This is a genomic window from Aeromonas sp. ANP5 (assembly GCF_963870295.1).
Classification (GTDB): domain Bacteria; phylum Pseudomonadota; class Gammaproteobacteria; order Enterobacterales; family Aeromonadaceae; genus Aeromonas; species Aeromonas veronii.
In genome coordinates this window covers 1-19996 of the sequence record NZ_CAWMRY010000043.1, presented here as the reverse complement: position 1 = coordinate 19996, position 19996 = coordinate 1, and the positions used below count along the sequence as shown (strand labels likewise).

Sequence of the window (19996 nt, the reverse complement as noted above, 5' to 3'; positions counted from 1 at the left end):
GGGCGTGATTGGGCCCGGATAGTTGAAATCAGGCTATGAGGGCTGACCCTGCCTGCTGCCTGATATATAATCCGCCGATTTCCATGGCAGCAACGCACAAGGCACTGATGGAGCTTATTCGCGGCATTCACAATCTCAAGCCCCGTCACCGGGGATGTGTATTAACCATTGGCAACTTTGATGGGGTTCATCAGGGTCACCATGCGGTATTGGCACGTCTCAAGGAGAAAGCGGCCCAGCTGGGATTGCCCGCCTGCGTCATGCTGTTTGAGCCGCAGCCGCTGGAGCTGTTTGCCGGCACAGCTGCGCCCGCCCGGCTGAGTCGGTTGCGGGAGAAGTATGAAGCGCTGCAGGGGCTGCATATCGACCGCATGCTCTGTGTGCGCTTCAGCCACCGCTTTGCCGAGCAGGCGGCCTCGACCTTCATCGAGCAGTTGCTGGTGGAGAAGCTCGGAGTGCGCTATCTGGTGGTTGGCGACGATTTTCGCTTCGGCAAGGGGCGGGAAGGGGACTTCCACCTGCTGGAGGAGGCAGGTCATCGCTTCGGCTTCGAGGTGATCAGCACCCAGAGCTTCCAGCTATCCCGTCAGCGGGTCAGCAGCACGCTGGTACGCGAGGCGCTCAAGGCGGGCCGCATGGCGGAGGTGGAGCTGATGCTTGGCCGCCCCTACACCATCAGCGGCCGGGTGGCCCACGGCGACAAGCTGGGGCGCACCATAGGTTTTCCCACCGCCAATCTGGCCCTCAAGCGTCAGGTGATCCCGGTCGGTGGCGTGTTTGCGGTGGAAGTGATATGTTCCGGCAAGACCTTCCCCGGTGTAGCCAATGTGGGTGTACGGCCGACCTTGAGCGGTACACAAGCCAGATTGGAAGTACATCTATTTGATTTTTCTGGTGATCTATATGGTCAGCAGGTCAAGGTGCTGCTTCGCCACAAGCTGCGCGAAGAGCAGAAGTTTGCCTCTTTCACTGCCTTGAAAGAGCAGATCGAACGAGATGCCCTGGCGGCCCGAGCCTGGTTCGGGCTGCCACAATTCAATTTACCCAGCACTCTTTTAGAAAAGAAGGGAACCCAGGACTGATGAGCGACTATAAACACACCCTGAATCTTCCGGAAACCGAGTTTCCGATGCGTGGCGATCTGGCCAAGCGCGAACCCAACATGCTGAAGCGTTGGTACGATCAGGATCTCTACGGCGCTATTCGCCGCGCCAAAGCGGGCAAGCCTTCTTTCATTCTGCATGATGGCCCCCCTTATGCGAACGGCAACATTCACATCGGTCACTCGGTCAACAAGATCCTCAAAGACATCATCATCAAGTCCAAGGGCCTCTCCGGTTTCGATTCCCCCTATGTGCCGGGTTGGGATTGCCACGGTCTGCCTATCGAACTGAAAGTGGAAGGCATGGTCGGCAAGCCGGGCGAGAAGGTTTCTGCTGCCGAATTCCGCGCCGAATGCCGCAAATACGCCAAGACCCAGATCGAAGCGCAGAAGACCGACTTCATCCGTCTGGGTGTGCTGGGTGACTGGGAACACCCCTACCTGACCATGGATTTTGGCACCGAAGCCAACATCATCCGCTCCATGGCCAAGATCGTTGAAAACGGCCACTTGCACAAAGGCTCCAAGCCGGTGCACTGGTGTACCGATTGCGGCTCCGCGCTGGCTGAAGCCGAAGTGGAGTACTACGACAAGAACTCCCCCTCCATCGATGTGCGCTTCAAAGCTGTCGATGAGGCATCCGTTGCCGCCAAGTTTGACTGCGCCGAAGGCCACTCCGGCAAGGGCCCGATCTCTGCGGTGATCTGGACCACCACTCCGTGGACCCTGCCAGCCAACCGCGCCATCGCCATGCACGCCGACCTCGACTATGCGCTGGTGCAGGTTGAAGGGGAGAACCCCGAGCGTCTGATCCTGGCCGCCGAGCTGGTCAAGGACGTCATGGATCGCGCCGGTATCGAGAAGTTCCACAATCTGGGTTACGCCAAGGGCGTCGCGCTCGAGCTGCTGCGCTTCAACCATCCCTTCTACAGCTTCGATGTGCCTGTGGTACTGGGTGATCACGTTACCCTGGATGCAGGTACCGGTGCCGTTCACACCGCACCTGGCCACGGTCAGGAAGACTTCGTGGTCGGTCAGAAGTACGGTCTGGAAGTGGCCAACCCGGTTGGCAGCAACGGTGTTTACCTGCCGGATACCGAACTGTTTGCCGGTCAGCATGTGTTCAAGGCCAATGCCTCCGTGATCGAAGTGCTGACCGAGCGCGGCGCCCTGCTGCACCACAAGGTGTTCAACCACTCCTATCCACACTGCTGGCGTCACAAGACCCCGATCATCTTCCGTGCCACCCCGCAGTGGTTCATCAGCATGGAGCAGAAGGGGCTGCGCAAGCGCGCGCTGGAAGAGATCGAGCGCATCGAGAAGGACGGCATTGCCCAGCAAGGCCAGAGCGGCTGGGTACCGGCTTGGGGTAAAAACCGCATTCAGGCGATGGTCGAGAACCGTCCTGACTGGTGTATCTCCCGTCAGCGCACCTGGGGTGTGCCCATCTCCCTGTTCGTCCATAAAGAGACCCAGGAACTGCACCCGGAATCCGTGCGCCTGATGCACGAAGTAGCCAAGCGTGTCGAGCAGTCCGGCATTCAGGCATGGTGGGATCTGGACAAGGCCGAGCTGCTGGGTAGCGACGCCGACATGTACGACAAGGTGCCTGACACTCTGGACGTCTGGTTTGACTCCGGTTCTACCCACGCTTCCGTGGTTGATGCCCGTCCCGAGTTCAACGGCAAGCCAGCCGACATGTATCTGGAAGGTTCTGACCAGCACCGTGGCTGGTTTATGTCCTCCCTGATGATCGGTGTGGCCATGAAAGACAAGGCTCCCTACAACCAGGTGCTGACTCACGGCTTCACCGTGGATGGTCAGGGTCGCAAGATGTCCAAGTCCATCGGCAACGTGGTGAGCCCGCAGGACGTGATGAACAAGCTGGGTGCAGACATCCTGCGTCTGTGGGTAGCGAGCACTGACTACACCGGCGAGATGACTGTCTCTGACGAGATCCTCAAGCGTTCTGCCGATGCTTATCGTCGTATTCGCAATACTGCCCGCTTCCTGCTGGCCAACCTGAACGGCTTCAATCCGGCGACCGACATGGTGGCGCCTGCCGACATGGTAGTGGTGGATCGTTGGGCTGTCGGTCGTGCCAAGGCGGTACAGGCCGAGATCATGGCAGCATTTGACGAGTACAACTTCCACGGCGTGACCCAGAAGCTGATGCAGTTCTGCTCCATCGAGATGGGCTCCTTCTATCTGGATGTCATCAAGGATCGCCAGTACACCGCCAAGGCTGACAGCCTGGCCCGTCGTTCTTGCCAGACCGCCCTCTATCACATCGCCGAGGCCATGGTGCGCTGGATGGCGCCGATCATGAGCTTCACCGCTGATGAAATCTGGGCCCTGCTGCCGGGTGAGCGTGGCGAGTTCGTATTCACCGAAGAGTGGTACGACGGCCTGTTCGGGCTGGAAGCGGGTGAAACCCTCAACGACGATTTCTGGGCCGAGATCCTCACCGTGCGCGGTGAAGTGAACAAGGCGCTGGAAGTGGCCCGTGGCGAGAAGCGTATCGGCGGCTCCCTGCAGGCCGAGCTGACCCTGTTCGCCAAGCCGGAGCTGGCTGCACGCCTGAATGCCTTGGCCGATGAGCTGCGCTTCGTGCTGCTCACCTCCAAAGCCAAGGTTGTGGAGGCTGACACTGCGCCGGAAGGCTCTGTGGCGACCGAGCGTGATGACCTGTGGCTGAGCGTGACCCAGTCTGCCGCCGCCAAGTGCGACCGCTGCTGGCACCATGTAGAAGATGTGGGCACTATCGCGGGTCACGAAGAGATCTGTGGTCGCTGTGTGACCAACGTTGAGGGTGACGGCGAAACTCGTCAATTTGCCTGATGAACATGACTCAACATAAAAGCGGCCTGCGTTGGCTGTGGCTGGCAGTGCTGGCCTTTGTACTGGACCAGGCGAGCAAGCTCGCCGTGGTCAAGTTGCTGCCATTTGGTTACCCGGGGGTGGAGATCACCCCCTTCTTCAATCTGGTTCACGTCTACAACAAGGGCGCCGCATTCAGCTTCCTGGCTGATCAGGGGGGCTGGCAGCGCTGGTTCTTCGCGGTGCTGGCTTTTGCCATCTGTGGATTGCTGATCCACTGGCTGCGCAAGCAGTCGGTGACCCAGCGTTGGAGCGGTATCGCCTATTCACTCATTATCGGCGGCGCCCTCGGCAACGTCTTTGATCGACTGGTGTTGGGCCATGTGGTCGATTTCCTCGACTTCTACTGGCAGCGTGCGCATTGGCCGGCATTCAATCTGGCCGACAGCTTTATCTTTATCGGGGCCGCCATGATTGTGCTGGACGGTTTCCGTGGTGAGAAAAAGGAGCAGGCATGAGCCAGCAGATCACCGCTAACAGCAGCGTGCTGTTCCACTTCTCCATCAAGCTGGAAGATGGCTCGGTTGCCGACAGCACGGCGCTGCACGGCAAACCTGCCCGCCTGCGGATGGGCGATGGCAGCCTGACCCCCACCTTCGAGCAGTGTCTGCTGGGGCTGTGCGAAGGGGAGAGCAAGAGTTTCACGCTGGCGCCGGAAGAGGCCTTTGGTCTCTCCAATCCCGACAACATCTACCATCTCGACCGTGCCAAATTTGGCGCCGATGTGGAGCCAAAAGTCGGCACCATCATCCTGTTCGATCAGCCCAATGGCAGCGAGCTGCCGGGCATTATCCGGGCGGTAGCCGGGATGTCGGTCACGGTCGATTTCAACCACCCGCTGGCCGGTCATACCGTCACCTTCGAGGTGGAGATCCTGGGCGTTGATGATGAGGAGAAGGTGCACTAATGGATATTCTGCTCGCGAACCCTCGTGGTTTCTGCGCCGGTGTCGATCGTGCCATCAGTATTGTCGAGAGCGCGCTGGAGAAGTTCGGGGCCCCCATCTATGTCCGTCACGAAGTGGTGCATAACCGTTATGTGGTGAACAAGCTGAAAGAGGCGGGAGCAGTCTTCGTCGAGGAGCTGGACGAGGTGCCGGACGACAGCATCGTCATCTTCTCTGCTCACGGCGTGGCCAAGACAGTGCGCGAGATGGCCAAATCCCGCGCCCTCAAGGTATTCGATGCCACCTGTCCGCTGGTAACCAAGGTTCATATGGAGGTGCATCGCGCCAGCCGCAAGGGCTCCGAAGCCGTGCTTATCGGTCATGCCGGCCACCCCGAGGTGATCGGCACCATGGGTCAGTACGAGAACCGTGAGGGTGGCATGTATCTGGTGGAGACGCCGGAAGATGTGGCCAAGCTCAAGGTGAAGAATCCGGATGACCTCTGCTTCGTCACCCAGACCACTCTGAGCGTGGATGAGACCTCTGACGTCATCGATGCGCTGCGCAAGCACTTCCCCAAGATCCAGGGGCCGCGCAAGGACGATATCTGCTACGCCACCCAGAACCGTCAGGATGCGGTGCGGGAGATGGCGGGGCTGGTGGACGCCATGCTGGTGGTGGGGTCTCGCAACTCCTCCAACTCCAACCGGCTGCGGGAGCTGGCCGAGAAGGTGGGCGCCAGGGCCTATCTTATCGACGATGCGTCGATGATCGAGGCGAGCTGGCTGGAAGGCGTGAAGGCGATCGGCGTCACTGCTGGCGCATCCGCCCCCGAGGTGCTGGTGCAAAACGTGATTGCTCGCCTGCGGGAGCTGGGTGGCAAGGTGGTTGCCGAGCATCCTGGCCGTGAAGAGAACGTAGTCTTTGAGGTTCCTCCCGAACTTAGAATAATTTGAGTGCAGCCAGGAAGGCTTAAGAATAAAGTGTGTTGATAATGGCGCCGGGTTTGTTCAAGAGACAGGCTCGGCGTTAAACTTATGAAGCAGTCTGTCACCAAGGATGGGATATGATTGGATACTTTCGTGGCTTTTCTCTTATTGAGTTGATGATTGTCATCGCCATTGTGGCGATTCTTGGCACCATCGCTTATCCCGCCTATCAGCAATATGTGCTGACCAGTCATCGTGTCGAAGCCAAGAGCATGCTGTTGAATGCGGCCAATCGGCAAGAAACCTATTTTATGGATTTCAATCAGTATGCATCCTCTGCTGCTGCTCTTGGTATCAGTAGTGCATCTGAGAATGGCCTGTATCAATTATCCATTGCCGTATCAGGCAACACCTACACCTTGTCAGCCAGTGCTGGCGCAACGACAGCCCAAGCCAACGATGCCGATTGCACGGTGTTTTCCATTAATCAGTTGGGTGTCAAAAGTGCCTCTGGTGCAGCTAGCAATAGCTGTTGGGAATAGCCCATGGTCATTCATGTTTCACCACATCAGAGAGGATTCAGCCTGCTGGAAGTGATGATAGCGGCAGTAGTGTTGTCATTTGGCTTGCTGGGACTGGTTGCTATGCAGGCTCAGTCTAAGTTTTCCGGATATGAAGCCCGACAGCGCACAATAGCCAGCTGGTTGGCTAACGATATGGTTGAGAGGCTCAGAGTCAACCGTGGAGCCTGGGAGTCGCAAGCTAACAATACCTGGATTGTCAGCGCAGGCACTTCATCATTGCCATCCTGCGCTAATGAAAATGGCACTATGAGCAGCTGTAGCGATGCTCAGTTACGGGATCTCGATCTCTATTATTGGCGACAGTCATTAATGGGAAGTGCTGCTTCGGGGGCCGGAGCAACATTACAAAATCCCACCGGCTGCATTATCAAGGGAGCCAGCAATGCATTGACGGTCTCAATTTTTTGGGCTGGACGTGAATCATCTCATGATGGGGCAAACGGCGTTGCATCAGCGATTACGACGGCATGTGGAATTGCAGGTGTTGATTTAACGAGGCGTCAGTTTGTTCTGATGACGACGCTATGAAACATCATGGGTTTACGCTGGTTGAATGGCTCATCGCAATGGTGATTGGTGTTTTTCTGCTCGGTGGGGTGATGAGTATTTTTGTGGCCTCACGTGCTACCACCAATGAGTCCTTCGATCAGAGTGAGCTGCTCGAAAATGGTCGAATTGCCATGCGTCTCATCACTCAGGATTTACGCTGGGCCGGGTTTTGGGGGGATTTCACGGGGGGGGCTCTGATTGCGGGTGATGAGCTCACTTTGTCTGCTGATGCTACCGTGACAAATGACTGTCTGGATGAGAGAAATGAAGGGAGTCTACCCTCCAACCTTTTTCCAGTACGCCCGTTGTGGGTTACTCATATCAGTGCTGCAGGCACCATGAGTGGTTTTGCCTGTATCTCATCTTCTACTCGCGTTGCCGGCTCGGATGTTATCAGTATCAAGCGCCTGATTGGCAATCCGGTGACAGGAGGACTAGATGCCAATCGTTTCTATATGGCCACCAATACTCAGCAGGCTCATTTATTCAGAGGTAATGAGACTGTGCCTTCCGATGCGGCCATGCCGATGCGTCAGATTTGGGAGTACCAGCATCATGTCTATTACCTCTCGCCTAATGGTCGTGGGGGTTTTGAACTGCGCAAGCGTATCCTCACTGCTGATGGCGGTTCTTGGTTGATATCTGGGGCTTTGGTTGATGGTATTGAACGCATGGTGCTGTTGTTTGGGGTCGATACAAGCAATGTGCCAGATGGGCGTGTAGACAAGTTCTCCTCCATAGATGCAGTCTCCTCGCAAGAGTGGGGGGAGGGGCGGGTCATCGCAGTCCGTGTTTTTTTGCTTGTGCGCTCGCTGCAGGCATCCAGTCGCTATACCAACAACAATGTCTATCAACTGGGAGATATCAGCGTGGCTGGCAATGGGGATGGGTTTCGACGCTTGTTGCTGGAAAGTACTGTGGTACTGCGTAATCCCATGGTGATGGCGGGAGGTGGGTAGTGAAGCATTCACGTGGCGTGGCATTGATCGTGGCGCTGGTGATTCTGGCCCCTTTGACTTTGATTGCCGTGGTGTTGATGCAATCTGGGGGCATGGATTTACGTGCTAGTGGAGCGGCCGCAGCGTTACAGCAAGCCGAACACAGAGTAGAGGGCATCATAGGTGGCGCCATGCAGCAAGCAGGGCTTGCTACCCAGATTGCTCAGATGCCTTCTGTTTCGACGGCAACGTCAACAGTGAGTGGCTCTATGGGTAACGCCACCATGCAATATAGAAGTGAAACAGTGTGCAAGCGCCGATTTGACGCGACCAGCAAGAACGTCATACCAGCCTGCCGTTATGTAGAGCTAGAGGCAAGCCAAACGTACGGAAAACAGGGGCGTCCTATGACGTGGACGGTTGGAGTCGAACAGCCATTGTTAAAGACGGCTGAATAGGAGCGACAGCGATGTTACATCATGGAAAACTGTGGCTGATGGCCCTGTGTGCACTTAGTGTGCCAGCTGTCGCCAGCGATGCTTACTCGGATGATACCGAACTGTTCATCTATGACTTCTCGAAAGCGGGAGATTATCGGCCCAAGGTGCTGATCATTTTCGACAACTCTGGCAGTATGGCCGAAACCATGGAGCTGGAGCGGGAAAAGTATAATCCTGCCACTGTCTACCCAGCGCTGAACCGGGATCCTGATACCAGTAACTCGCTTAATTATATCTATTATTCGACCGATGGTTCTGTGCCCGCCATCAATAGTTCTCGGCGTTTTCGCGACAGCATCAATGCTTGCGCCTCATCAAAGACTCCCCTAAGCACGGTCGGTTATTTTCAGTCCCAAGTCTGGACGTATGTCTATTCAAGTTATCGCAATGGATTACCTCGTCAGGGGGATTGGGAGACCATCTCTGGCAAGTACGAAGATGACATCACCATTGTCGACTGCAAGCAGGATATTCAGAACCGCAATCCTGCCAATCCTTTCAACGGAACGCTGGTGGTGGGGGCTGTCGGCGATGGTTATCCGGTCGACAAAACCAGCAACACTCGCGGCGAGTGGTATTACACAGCTAATCCGAATAATGCCACATCGGGTAGCAATACCAGTGTAACTCTCTACACTGCCAACTATATCCGCTGGTATTACGGGCCGACGGGTTATGCCGTTGAATCACGCTTGCGTATCGCCAAGGATGCGGTCAAGTCGGTGATCTCCTCCACTCCCGGGGTTGATTTCGGCTTGGCCATCTTCAATACCAACAATAGTACCAGTACCAATGGTGGCAGAGTGGTGCGTCGCATCCTCAGTAACGACGATATTGTCGGCACCATTACTGCCGAACAGGACTTGCTCAATACTGTGGAAGACCTGTCGGCTACGACCAATACGCCATTATGTGAAACCCTCTATGAAGCCTACCGTTTCTACGGAGGGCAATCCGTGCTCTATGGCAAGCAAGGTGATACGCGGGACAAGCTTGCTGAAGATCCGGAAGGTACTTACACCTCGCCTTATGACAAATGTTCAAATAATGGTTATGTCATCTATGTCACTGATGGTGCTCCGACCAGCGATACGGCTGCTGATAGTGCAGTAAAAGCGTTGACGGATTCGCTAAGCCCAGATGAACGGGCTGCCTACGGCTCAACAGTGGGATATGGTTCCGGCACTTCCAAGAGCTATCTGGCAGCGATGGCTGGCTACATGAAGAACAAGGATGTAAATACTTCATCGCCCGGCAAGCAGACTGTTACCACGTTTACCGTGGGATTTGGTGATGACGCGATCTCTGGGGCGGGCAATCTGCTGGCAGAAACGGCGAGACGTGGAGGTGGTCAATATTACCCTGCGGTCAGTGCTGAAGCGCTCACTCAGGCGTTGCGATCTTCCCTGTTAGCCATTTTGCGGATAAACACCTCTCTGGTGTCGCCAGCTATCACCACTAACAACTTTGACCGGACTCGCAGCCTCAATAATATCTATTACGCCATGTTCGAGCCTGATACAGGGCCGCGCTGGAAGGGTAACCTGAAGAAGCTAGTTTTGTCTGGTGATGGGTATGTGGCAGATGTTAACGGTTTGCCCGCCATCAAGGTAGATGGTTCCATTCTGGATCAGGCTCAGACCTATTGGTCATCGGAACGGGATGGGAATCTGGTTGCCAAGGGCGGCGTGCAGTCCATGCTGGCAGAGAAGACCAATCGCAATCTTTATGTGATCAATACGGTTGCATCGCCCAAGCGATTGGACGCTTTTAACAAAGCCAATTTGGTGTCGATCGCAGGCTCTGCCGACAATTTGGCCAGCTACATGCGGTTAGCCAGTGCCACCGAGCTTGACGGACAGATCGACTGGACAAAAGGTGTCGATGTGGACGATGAAGATTATGATGCCAGTACCACCATTCGGCCATACATAGTGGGAGATCCCCTGCACTCTCGTCCATTGGTGGTCAATTATGGTTGCTCCATTGCTTCAGGCCAGAGTACCTGTACTCCTGACTTGCGGATCCTGATGGGAACCAATGCTGGTTTCCTGCATATGTTCAAAGATCTCGGTAGTACGGTTGATGAAAGCTGGGCCATGATCCCCTATGAACTGTTGCCCAGGCAAGAAGCTCTACGTCTCAATGCCGAGTCTGGCGATCATATCTACGGTGTTGATGCTTCACCGGTTGCGTTGATCAAGGATGCCAATAGGAATGGTGTTATCAAGGCATCAGAGGGAGACTTTGTCTGGCTGCTTTTCGGTTTGCGAGGGGGGGGTAGTAGCTACTATGCACTCGATATTACCAATCCAGATGCCCCCAGCTTGAAATGGACGATCAATAGTCAGACTGCGGGCTTCTCATTACTGGGGGAAACCTGGTCAGTACCGGAGGTGGCTTATATTCCTTGGGATGCTCCTCCGAGCAACAAGCGATTGGTGATGGTTTTTTCCGGTGGTTACGATGCCAATAAGAGTAAAGTCGGGATAGGTAGCTCTGACAGCAAGGGTATGGGCGTCTACATGGTCGATGCCGATAGTGGTGCTCTTGTGTTCAGCGCAACACCTGGAGCTGGCTCCAGTACCAACAAGCAGGTGACTGCGATGGTTGATAGCATGCCGGGGTCAGTTTCCACTCTAGACAGTGATGGTGATGGGAAAACTGACCGAATTTATGCTGGTGATACAGGCGGCAATATCTGGCGCCTGGATATGCCTTCAACCAGTACTAGCTCCTGGAGTATTTTCAAGTTTGCCAGTCTTGGGTCTGATGATGTACAGGCTAATGACCGCCGCTTTTTCACTCAGCCTGTATTGGTACGTACTATAAACAAGCAAGTGACCAAGACGGTAATTAGTGGCGAAGATTATTTCTCGTTCAAAGATAGGCCATTCGATGCAGTGCTGATTGGTTCTGGTGATCGAAACCGTCCATCGTCCGAGTCTACTGTGCAAAACGCCTATTTTATGTTGCGTGACTACGGGGTAGTTACCAAGAGTTATAACACTGCTGCTCCGGCCCCTATCACGATGACGGACTTGTATGACGTATCGGTTGATCCTCTGGCTGGTGTCACGGACACCAATGACCTGCTTAGTTTGAGAGCTGCCATTACCAGTAAATTGGGTTGGAAATATTGGCTAGCCGAGTCAGGAGAGAAGTCGATGGGGTCTGGGGTTGTGCTGCAAGGCAAGCTCTATTTCACCTCTTTTTTGCCGCAGGTTCAGTCATTCGAGGAGTGTACGATCCAGTCGATAGGCGCCATGCGGCAGTATATGGTCGACATGCATTACGGTACCTCTTTCAAATATGTGGTGGATCAGGATGGTAATGAAATCCCGGAACGCTATGTGGAAGTCAATAACAAGGTGGCCGATGATCTGGTGATCCATGCTGGTGATGATTCAAAGATCCGGATTATTGGTGGTGCCCCGGGTGAAGAGGTGATTCTCAAAGACGAAGGAGAAGGGGTTCCTGAGCGCTGTACCGGCGAGGGGGAGTGTTCGGAAGGGGCAGAGGAGGCTGAAATGGATATGACGCCCAAGAAAATATACCTGTATGAGGATGAGTCACAATGAAAATGATCCTCTGGCTGATGGCGTTGTTAAATGCAGTCAATGTCTATGCTGTCGTGGATAGAAAATGCTATGTCGAGTTGGCAAATGATACCTATGTCGTTATTCAGGGAACGATAAAGGATAGCCAGAGTGCTGAAATCGTCTTTCAAAAGAAAGGGTTTGAACTGAATGGGCAACTCCTGATGGTGAAGAGAGTTATCGAGTGTCAGCCAACCGAACAGCCATTCAATCTTGAGGCTGCGCAACGGCAAGAGAAACTGCAGCCAAGATAGTGGTCAAGGGCAAATGCTGGTGGTTTCGGATTTACTGCTGCGACCTGATGCTGCGATTACAACATCAACTCTGGGTTCTTCGCTGATGCAGACTCTTACGGTCATATTGGTACCTAGGCTGGTTCCATCAGCGGCAAACAAGACTCGGGGTCTGGTTGAACTGATGGTGGCATCAGGAGTAAAAGCTGGTGTGCGCGCGAGTTCTACTTCCCCTTCGTCCAGCTCGGCATTACCGTCATCATCGATGAAAACCAATAATTGAACCGGATCCTGTTCAACACACTCGTTATCGTTGTTTATTAGGCATGCGGTGACAGTTTGCTGGTCACTGATAGCTTGGGTGCGGGCAAAGCGCAGGAGCTTAATCAACCGCTCGCTTTCATAGTTAGCCGTGCTGTCTTTAAGCAGAGAGCCCAAAGAAGGAATACCAATCCCCAACAGAATGACGCCCAGCGCAATGGCTATCATCAACTCCATCAGGGTAAATCCGGCGTTTTTCATATCTGCGAAGGCCTGTCGTTCCGTGACTATCTACAGCTTATCCTTCTCACTGGTTGCTGTCACACGGTTACGCCTGTCTTGAACTGGCAGATTGCCCCCCTTTTCTTTATCATTCCCCATCATTTTCGAATTCAAGATGCATCGCCATGGCAAAAGCCCTCTCTCTGATGCTTGCCCAGTTGAATCTGACGGTAGGCGCCATCGAAGATAACACTGACAAAGTGCTCGCTGCGGCGGCTCAGGCCGAGCAGCAAGGTGCCGATCTGCTGGTCTGCTCCGAGCTGGCCCTGACCGGTTATCCACCGGAAGATCTGTTGTTGCGTGCCGATCTGATGATCCGGGTTGAGGCCGCGCTGTCTCGCATTGCCGCATGGCAGGGGGCCTGCGCCATTTTGGTGGGTCACCCTTGGCGCGATGGGGAGGCGCTCTACAACGCGGCGTCACTCTATGAGCAGGGCAAGCTGATTGCCCGTTACTTCAAGCAGGATTTGCCCAACTACGGCGTGTTTGATGAGAAGCGCTACTTTACCGCTGCAAGCGAGACCTGCGTGGTGCCATTCCGGGGTCACCAGCTGGGGCTGCTCATCTGTGAAGATCTGTGGCAGCCGGGCCCGGCGCTGGCCGCCAAGGCTGCGGGGGCCGAACTGCTGCTCACCATCAATGCGTCGCCATACGATCAGGAGAAACCCTGGATCCGCCGCGAACTGATGGCCGAGCGCTGCGATCAAACCGGTCTGCCGCTGGTCTACCTCAATCAGGTCTGCGGTCAGGACGAGCTGATTTTCGACGGCTGCTCCAAGGTGTTCAGCAGCCAGGGCGAGTTGACTCACAAGCTGGCCCCGTTTGCCGAAGAGCTGGCGCTGGTACGTTTTGCTGATGGCCAGCCGGTGAAGGAGCGGGAGCCCGCTGCGCCGCTGGAACCCTTGGCCGAGACCTATCAGGCGCTGGTGCTGGCAGTGCGCGACTACGTTACCAAGAACGGCTTCCACGGCGCTGTGCTGGGTCTATCCGGTGGTATCGACTCGGCGCTGACGCTGGCCATTGCGGCCGATGCCATCGGTGCCGACAAGGTGCAGGCGGTGATGATGCCGTTCCGCTACACCGCCCAGATGAGTGTGGAAGATGCCAAGGAGCAGGCCGAGCGGATGGGGGTTGAGTTCAACATCATCTCCATCGAGCCTATGTTCGAAGGGTTTATGACCCAGCTGGCGCCGCTGTTTGAAGGCACCGCCCGCGATACCACCGAAGAGAACCTGCAGGCCCGCTGCCGCGGCGTGCTGCTGATGGCGCTCTCTAACAAGCGTCGTCGCATCGTGCTGACCACCGGTAACAAGAGCGAGATGGCGGTCGGCTATGCCACGCTGTACGGTGACATGGCCGGTGGCTTCGACGTGCTGAAAGATGTGCCCAAGACGCTGGTATTCAAGTTGTGCGAATATCGCAACTCGGTTGACTATGTGATCCCGCAGCGGGTTATCGACCGTCCTCCTTCAGCGGAGCTGGCGCCGGATCAGGTGGATCAGGACAGCCTGCCGCCATACGACATCTTGGATGCCATCCTCAAGCGTTACGTGGAAGAGGATGCGTCCGTGGCCGACATGGTGGCAGAAGGGTTCGAGGAAGCGGTGGTGCGTAAGGTGATCCGGTTGGTGGATCTCAACGAATACAAGCGCCGTCAGGCGGCGGTCGGGCCCCGCATCACGGCTCGCAACTTTGGTAAGGATCGCCGTTACCCCATTACATCCGGGTTCGGCAAACAGAACTGGTAAGGAGTCACCATGAAGAAGATTGAAGCCATCATCAAACCGTTCAAGCTGGACGATGTGCGCGAGGCCCTGGCCGAGATCGGCATCAACGGCATGACCGTATCCGAAGTAAAAGGCTTCGGCCGCCAGAAGGGCCATACCGAGCTCTATCGCGGCGCCGAATATATGGTCGACTTCCTGCCGAAAGTGAAGGTGGAGCTGGTGGTGCAGGACGAGGATCTCGATGCCTGTCTGGAAGCGATCCAGAACACCGCTCGCACCGGCAAGATTGGTGATGGCAAGATCTTCGTCTGCGAGGTGGAGCGTGTCATTCGTATCCGTACCGGCGAAGAGAATGAAGACGCGATCTGATGAGATTGCCGTGCCTCGTGATGAGCCAACGAATGGAGACTCGATCCCGCTGATGTCCTGGATGCGTCTCGTTGCGGTGGCCGGCCTGCTGGCCGGTCTGACCGCCTGCAGTACCCGGCCGCCAGCCCAGCCGGAGAATCTGTGCCAGATCTTTCGCGAGAAGCCTGACTGGCACAAGGCCGCGCTCAAGATGAACGAGAAGTGGGGGACGCCGATCCATGTGGTGATGGCCATGATGTATCAGGAGTCCTCTTACGTACATGATGCCCAGCCGCCGATGCAGTATTTCCTCTTCATCCCGACCGGGCGGGCCAGTTCGGCTTATGGTTATGCTCAGGTCAAAGATGAAACCTGGGCGGATTACCAGCGAGAAACCGGCAACAGCTGGAGTGACCGCGATGATTTTGCCGACGCCATCGATTTTATGGGTTGGTACACTAACAAAGCCCAGCGGCTCAATGGCACCTCCAAGTGGGATGCCTATGGCCAGTACCTCAACTATCACGAAGGGTGGGGTGGCTACCGGCGTGGCAGCTATCGCAGCAAGGGGTGGTTGATGAAGACCTCTCGCAAGGTGGAAGCTCGCGCCCAGCGCTACGGCGCCCAGTACCGTCAATGCAAGGATCAGCTCTCCCGCGGGGGCTGGTTCTGGTAACCAAATCAGGAGTCAGAAATGCCGTTATTGGACAGTTTTACCGTTGACCACACCCGTATGGAAGCGCCAGCGGTGCGTGTGGCCAAGACCATGCAGACCCCGAACAAGGACACCATTACCGTGTTCGACCTGCGTTTCTGCGTACCGAATCAGGAGATCCTCTCCGAGCGCGGTATCCATACGCTGGAGCACCTGTTCGCCGGTTTTATGCGTGATCACCTGAACGGCAATGGCGTGGAGATCATCGATATCTCCCCCATGGGTTGTCGTACCGGCTTCTACATGAGCCTGATCGGCGCGCCGGACGAAGCCCGTGTTGGCGCAGCCTGGCAGGCGGCCATGAGCGACGTGCTGACCGTGCAGGATCAGGCCAAGATCCCCGAGCTGAACGAGTATCAGTGCGGCACCTACAGCATGCACTCGCTGGAAGAGGCGCACGCCATCGCCCGTCATGTGCTGGAGCGCGGTATCGGCGTCAACCACAACGACGAGCTGGCCCTGCCGGAAGAGAAGCTGAAGAGTCTGTGAGGCGGATGAGCTGTCGCTCATCGGATAACCTCTTCAGGGAATGTGAAAAGAGCCGGTCAGCCATGCTGACCGGCTCTTTTTTATCTCGCCCGACCGCAATAGTGGGGATGGCTTGCTCACCTTGCCGACTCTGATTAGGATGGTTTTTGAACCGAATCCGTTGGCGGAGGTGTGACGATGAAAGGGGTGTTGCTGCGTTGGCTGGCCCGTTACGACGCGTGGTGCGAGGAGTGGGGGCTCACTCAGGAGAACCGGCGCTGCTGCACGCCGGTTCGTTATGATGATGATTCAAGCAAAGAGCGAGCTTGCGCAGAAGAGGCTGAGCTCAATCAAAATTGCGGGTCACGGCACCGGTAACGCTGTTGTACTCGAAGCCGAGGCCGTTGGGGTGAGCCGGGAAGCGGCCGATAGAATCGCGAAGAATATAGGTGCAATTCCTATGGGTTTGACCATGCTCGTCGGTTTTGTAATTGCTGCTGACTGTAGATATGTAGTCTGCTTTGTCGATCAGAGCTTGGTTTTCATTGCTGGCTGCAACTGTGTATTCAGTTTCGAGTAACTCCTTGAAGACAAGCTTGCAGTCATCATTTCCAGAAATAGAAATGTAGTCTGATGGCAGTTTGCTCAAATCATACGTCTCGTTTATGCCTTTTCCGCTGCCCTCTTCAGAGCCCACCGGCCAGCCATAGAGATTGATGTCCATATTCTTGGCGCCAAAGCTTCCCAGATTATATAGAGCGAGTGCCTGTCCTTGTGTGGCTACCGCCCAGCCAGCATGAGCCAGCTGAACTGCACTGGCAAAGCTGCCAGCGGTCGCCGAGACCGTGCTTTTCAGGGCATCATCCTTGATATTGATAAAGCGGGGCAGGGCGGTGACGGCCAGGATCCCCAGCACTATGATCACCAGCACCAGTTCAATCAGGGTAAAGCCGTTGTTTCTGTTGTTCATCATGTTCAATGACCCATTAAATACCGCAAACAGGTGTGAGTGATATGCAGCTGATAGATACCCATTGCCATCTCGACTTTCCGGTGTTCGACCAGGACAGGGAGGCACTGCTGGCCCGTTGTCGGGCATTGGGGGTGACGGAGTATATCATTCCTGCCATCGCAGAGGATAACTGGACTCGTGTGATGGCACTGGCAGATCAGCATGACGGCCTCTTTTATGGTCTGGGCGTTCATCCCTGGTATGCCGGTGAGCAGCGGGAGGGGGTGATGGAGCGGCTGCGAACGCTGGTGCTGAGCCAGCCTGCCGGGCTGGTGGCCATTGGCGAGTGTGGGCTGGACCTCCGTTCTCACGTGCCGCAGGAGGGACAATTTGCGCTGTTTGAGGCTCAGATCCGGTTGGCTGCCGATGTCGGGCTTCCCCTTATGAGCCACTCGGTGCGCGCCAATGACACTGTGGCCAAGCTGTTGCGCCGCTTCAAGCCGCCTCGTGGTGGGGTGATCCATGCTTTCAGCGGTTCGTTGCAGCAGGCGGAGGCTTTCTGGCAACTGGGTTTTCGACTCGGGGTGGGCGGGGTAATCAGTTTTGAGCGGGCGAACAAGACGCGAGAGGTATTTCGGGCTATGCCGCTCGAGGCTCTGGTGCTGGAAACCGATTCGCCAGATATGCCGTTGCAAGGCGCACAAGGCTCCCGAAATACCCCGGAAGCGCTGCCGAAAATAGCGGAAATATTGATGACATTGCGGGATGAACCATCGGCAGATGTTGCCAAGGTGTTATTTGAAACTGCCCGGCATATTTTCCATCACGACCAATAGCCATGAAACAAATTCGCAACACCTGATTTAGTTGTCAGGAAAAAAAATGAGCGTAAAAATCGTTTGCTGTCTAATTTTGTGACACTTGGACATTTTGATAACGATAAAATGTGACCAGCATTCTATTTTATCGGACTTTAATTAGTATAATGCGCTCCCCTTGATTAGTTGGGTTTAATAACAACTCGCTAACAAGCCAGGTGCTACTAGAGGAAGATAATAATGAATTTGTTCATGGGTCTGGTAGGGATGGCGACGCTCGTCCTTATCGCGGTGCTGTTCTCCAGCAATCGCAAGGCAATCAACGTCCGTACCGTTGTCGGTGCGTTCGCAATTCAAGCCGGTCTGGGGGCGTTTGTTCTCTATGTTCCGGTTGGTCGCGATATCCTGGTCGGCGTGTCCGACGCGGTATCCAGCGTGATCAGCTACGGCCAGAACGGGATCGACTTCCTGTTTGGCGGTCTGGTCAGCAACAAGATGTTTGAAGTGTTCGGTGGCGGCGGCTTTGTCTTTGCCTTCCGTGTTCTGCCGGTCATCATCTTCTTCTCTTCCCTGATTGCAGTGCTCTACTACCTGGGCATCATGCAGATGGTCATCAAGTTGCTGGGCGGCGGTCTGCAGAAAGTACTGGGTACTTCCCGCACCGAATCCCTGTCTGCAACTGCCAACATCTTCGTCGGTCAGACCGAAGCGCCGCTGGTGGTTCGTCCTTACATCTCCAAGATGACTGACTCCGAGCTGTTCGCCGTCATGTGTGGTGGTCTGGCCTCCGTTGCCGGTTCCGTACTGGCCGGTTACGCCTCCATGGGCGTGAAGATGGAGTACCTGATTGCTGCTTCCTTCATGGCTGCACCGGGTGGTCTGCTGTTTGCCAAGCTGCTGGTTCCCGAGACCGAGACCCCGAACTACGACGAAAGCTCTGCCGATGCCGAGCTGGATGACAAGCCTGCCAACGTCATTGATGCTGCTGCTGCTGGCGCTTCTGCCGGTATGCAACTGGCCCTGAACGTCGGCGCCATGCTGCTGGCCTTCATCGGTCTGATTGCCATGATCAACGGCATCTTCTCCGGTGTGGGTGGCTGGTTCGGTTATCCGCAACTCTCTCTGGAACTGCTGCTGGGCTGGATCTTCTCCCCGCTGGCCTTCCTGATCGGTGTGCCCTGGAATGAAGCAGTGGTTGCCGGTTCCTTCATCGGTCAGAAGCTGGTAGTGAACGAATTCGTGGCTTACCTGAACTTCGCTCCGTACCTGAAAGACGAAGTGCTGATCAACGGTGTGGCCATGTCCGATCACACCAAGGCGATCATCTCCTTCGCGCTGTGTGGTTTTGCCAACCTCTCCTCTGTTGCCATCCTGCTGGGTGGTCTGGGGTCCATGGCGCCGAACCGCCGCGGCACTATTGCACGCTTTGGTCTGAAAGCCGTACTGGCTGGCTCTCTGTCCAACCTGATGTCTGCCACTATCGCAGGCTTCTTCCTGGCACTGTCCGGCATGTAATCGCCGCCTGACTGACAGGGTATAAACACGAACGCCACGGCATCTGCCGTGGCGTTCGCGTATGGAGCGGTGACAACCGTTTTCCTATCTAAACTAATAATAAAATGAGTCAAATCGGAGGTTATATGAATGAAGTGCTACTGGCGATGGTGGCCGGCTTTATAGTTGGTTTGTTGTTTTCTTTCCTCAAATTGCCGATCCCGGCGCCTCCCGTTTTGTCCGGGGTAATGGGGATCGTCGGGGTCTATCTTGGGGGATTGGCCTACTCCTGGATCCTGACCCGTTTCTTTTCGTAAGGCTTTTTTAGACCTGGATTTGCCAGATGTGAGGTACCTCTGAAATTGGCAAATCCGGCTTGCAAACAGGGGGTATCTCGGCTGAAATAGGCGTTGCCAGCAGGGTGCTGGCAATGACTAATACTCGATGAAATCGGGTGTTGGCGGTCAAATGGAATTGATTGGGAAGTCGGGTCAGATGTTGTCGGCCTTTCTCAAGTCTTCATGGAACCAAGTCCGCACTTTTGTAAGAAAGTGACAGGGCTCTTGCCTTATTTACAGTCGCAGTGCCTGCAGGGTGTTTTGAATAGCATCCCGATAGTGCCGGTGCCTTCGCACTGTAATTCCATTCCCGTATAGCTGGGGATTACTGCCTGTGCATCCATCGCTGGATGGTATGGTGGTGCCCGGTTATCTGGATTAAATCGAGACTTT

General features: G+C 55.3%; 20 protein-coding genes. 18 read left to right on the top strand and 2 right to left on the bottom strand.

The window, feature by feature from the left end:
• Positions 1-107 precede the first annotated feature (107 nt).
• The 11 genes from ribF to tapY2 all read left to right on the top strand — a co-directional run bounded on the left by ribF (position 108) and on the right by tapY2 (position 12221).
• Positions 108-1082 (top strand): bifunctional riboflavin kinase/FAD synthetase, encoded by a 975-nt coding sequence (gene ribF, locus AACT07_RS19440; protein ID WP_069529606.1) that lies wholly within the window; start codon positions 108-110, stop codon positions 1080-1082.
• Positions 1082-3943, top strand: a complete 2862-nt coding sequence (ileS, locus tag AACT07_RS19435) for an isoleucine--tRNA ligase (RefSeq protein ID WP_069529605.1) — start codon at positions 1082-1084, stop codon at positions 3941-3943. The genes ribF and ileS overlap by 1 nt, the downstream gene beginning before the upstream one ends.
• Positions 3943-4440: a signal peptidase II gene (gene lspA, locus AACT07_RS19430; protein WP_005340447.1), complete on the top strand. Its 498-nt coding sequence runs from the start codon at positions 3943-3945 to the stop codon at positions 4438-4440. The genes ileS and lspA overlap by 1 nt, the downstream gene beginning before the upstream one ends.
• Entirely contained in the window at positions 4437-4889 is a 453-nt protein-coding gene (gene fkpB / locus AACT07_RS19425) for an FKBP-type peptidyl-prolyl cis-trans isomerase (protein WP_042059691.1), read from the top strand. The genes lspA and fkpB overlap by 4 nt, the downstream gene beginning before the upstream one ends.
• Entirely contained in the window at positions 4889-5824 is a 936-nt protein-coding gene (gene ispH, locus AACT07_RS19420; RefSeq protein WP_058057986.1) for a 4-hydroxy-3-methylbut-2-enyl diphosphate reductase, read from the top strand. The genes fkpB and ispH overlap by 1 nt, the downstream gene beginning before the upstream one ends.
• Before the next feature lie 110 nt (positions 5825-5934).
• Positions 5935-6339 (top strand): type IV pilin protein, encoded by a 405-nt coding sequence (locus tag AACT07_RS19415; protein ID WP_069529603.1) that lies wholly within the window; start codon positions 5935-5937, stop codon positions 6337-6339.
• A gap of 3 nt (positions 6340-6342) precedes the next feature.
• Positions 6343-6909 (top strand): type IV pilus modification protein PilV, encoded by a 567-nt coding sequence (gene pilV, locus AACT07_RS19410; protein ID WP_083250020.1) that lies wholly within the window; start codon positions 6343-6345, stop codon positions 6907-6909.
• A complete protein-coding gene (gene tppC / locus AACT07_RS19405; protein ID WP_083250019.1) occupies positions 6906-7889 on the top strand; it encodes a type IVa pilus pseudopilin TppC in 984 nt (327 codons plus the stop codon). The genes pilV and tppC overlap by 4 nt, the downstream gene beginning before the upstream one ends.
• Positions 7889-8326 carry a type IVa pilus pseudopilin TppD gene (tppD, locus tag AACT07_RS19400; protein WP_069529601.1) on the top strand — a complete coding sequence of 146 codons (438 nt, stop codon included), beginning with the start codon at positions 7889-7891 and terminating at the stop codon, positions 8324-8326. Before tppC ends, tppD begins: the two co-directional genes overlap by 1 nt.
• Before the next feature lie 11 nt (positions 8327-8337).
• Positions 8338-11949, top strand: coding sequence for a pilus assembly protein (locus AACT07_RS19395; protein WP_069529599.1), 3612 nt, complete (start codon positions 8338-8340; stop codon positions 11947-11949).
• Positions 11946-12221, top strand: a complete 276-nt coding sequence (tapY2, locus tag AACT07_RS19390) for a type IVa secretion system protein TapY2 (protein ID WP_069529597.1) — start codon at positions 11946-11948, stop codon at positions 12219-12221. Before AACT07_RS19395 ends, tapY2 begins: the two co-directional genes overlap by 4 nt.
• A gap of 3 nt (positions 12222-12224) precedes the next feature.
• On the opposite strand, the gene AACT07_RS19385 is transcribed toward tapY2, so the two are convergent.
• Positions 12225-12722, bottom strand: coding sequence for a GspH/FimT family pseudopilin (locus AACT07_RS19385; protein WP_041202404.1), 498 nt, complete (start codon positions 12720-12722; stop codon positions 12225-12227).
• A gap of 146 nt (positions 12723-12868) precedes the next feature.
• On the opposite strand from AACT07_RS19385, the gene AACT07_RS19380 reads away from it, so the two are divergent.
• The 4 genes from AACT07_RS19380 to luxS all read left to right on the top strand — a co-directional run bounded on the left by AACT07_RS19380 (position 12869) and on the right by luxS (position 16022).
• On the top strand, positions 12869-14491 hold the full coding sequence (locus AACT07_RS19380; protein ID WP_069529596.1) for an NAD+ synthase: 1623 nt from the start codon (positions 12869-12871) through the stop codon (positions 14489-14491).
• Positions 14492-14500: 9 nt separating this feature from the next.
• Positions 14501-14839, top strand: a complete 339-nt coding sequence (gene glnB / locus AACT07_RS19375) for a nitrogen regulatory protein P-II (protein ID WP_005308848.1) — start codon at positions 14501-14503, stop codon at positions 14837-14839.
• Positions 14840-14900: 61 nt separating this feature from the next.
• Positions 14901-15494, top strand: coding sequence for a transglycosylase SLT domain-containing protein (locus AACT07_RS19370; protein WP_290438965.1), 594 nt, complete (start codon positions 14901-14903; stop codon positions 15492-15494).
• Positions 15495-15512: 18 nt separating this feature from the next.
• On the top strand, positions 15513-16022 hold the full coding sequence (luxS, locus tag AACT07_RS19365; protein ID WP_005340462.1) for an S-ribosylhomocysteine lyase: 510 nt from the start codon (positions 15513-15515) through the stop codon (positions 16020-16022).
• A 325-nt stretch (positions 16023-16347) separates the two neighbouring features.
• On the opposite strand, the gene AACT07_RS19355 is transcribed toward luxS, so the two are convergent.
• Complete coding sequence (locus AACT07_RS19355) at positions 16348-16974, bottom strand: type II secretion system protein (RefSeq protein ID WP_069529592.1); 627 nt, start codon at positions 16972-16974, stop codon at positions 16348-16350.
• 41 nt (positions 16975-17015) lie between these two features.
• Here AACT07_RS19355 and AACT07_RS19350 point away from each other — a divergent pair, with 41 nt between their 5' ends.
• The 3 genes from AACT07_RS19350 to AACT07_RS19340 all read left to right on the top strand — a co-directional run bounded on the left by AACT07_RS19350 (position 17016) and on the right by AACT07_RS19340 (position 19582).
• A complete protein-coding gene (locus AACT07_RS19350) occupies positions 17016-17789 on the top strand; it encodes a TatD family hydrolase (protein WP_069529590.1) in 774 nt (257 codons plus the stop codon).
• A 222-nt stretch (positions 17790-18011) separates the two neighbouring features.
• The gene (locus AACT07_RS19345) at positions 18012-19286 is read left to right on the top strand and encodes a NupC/NupG family nucleoside CNT transporter (protein WP_019445565.1); all 1275 of its coding nucleotides are present in this window, start codon (positions 18012-18014) and stop codon (positions 19284-19286) included.
• Between the two features lie 125 nt (positions 19287-19411).
• Positions 19412-19582, top strand: a complete 171-nt coding sequence (locus AACT07_RS19340) for a XapX domain-containing protein (protein ID WP_005340467.1) — start codon at positions 19412-19414, stop codon at positions 19580-19582.
• Positions 19583-19996: the final 414 nt, after the last annotated feature.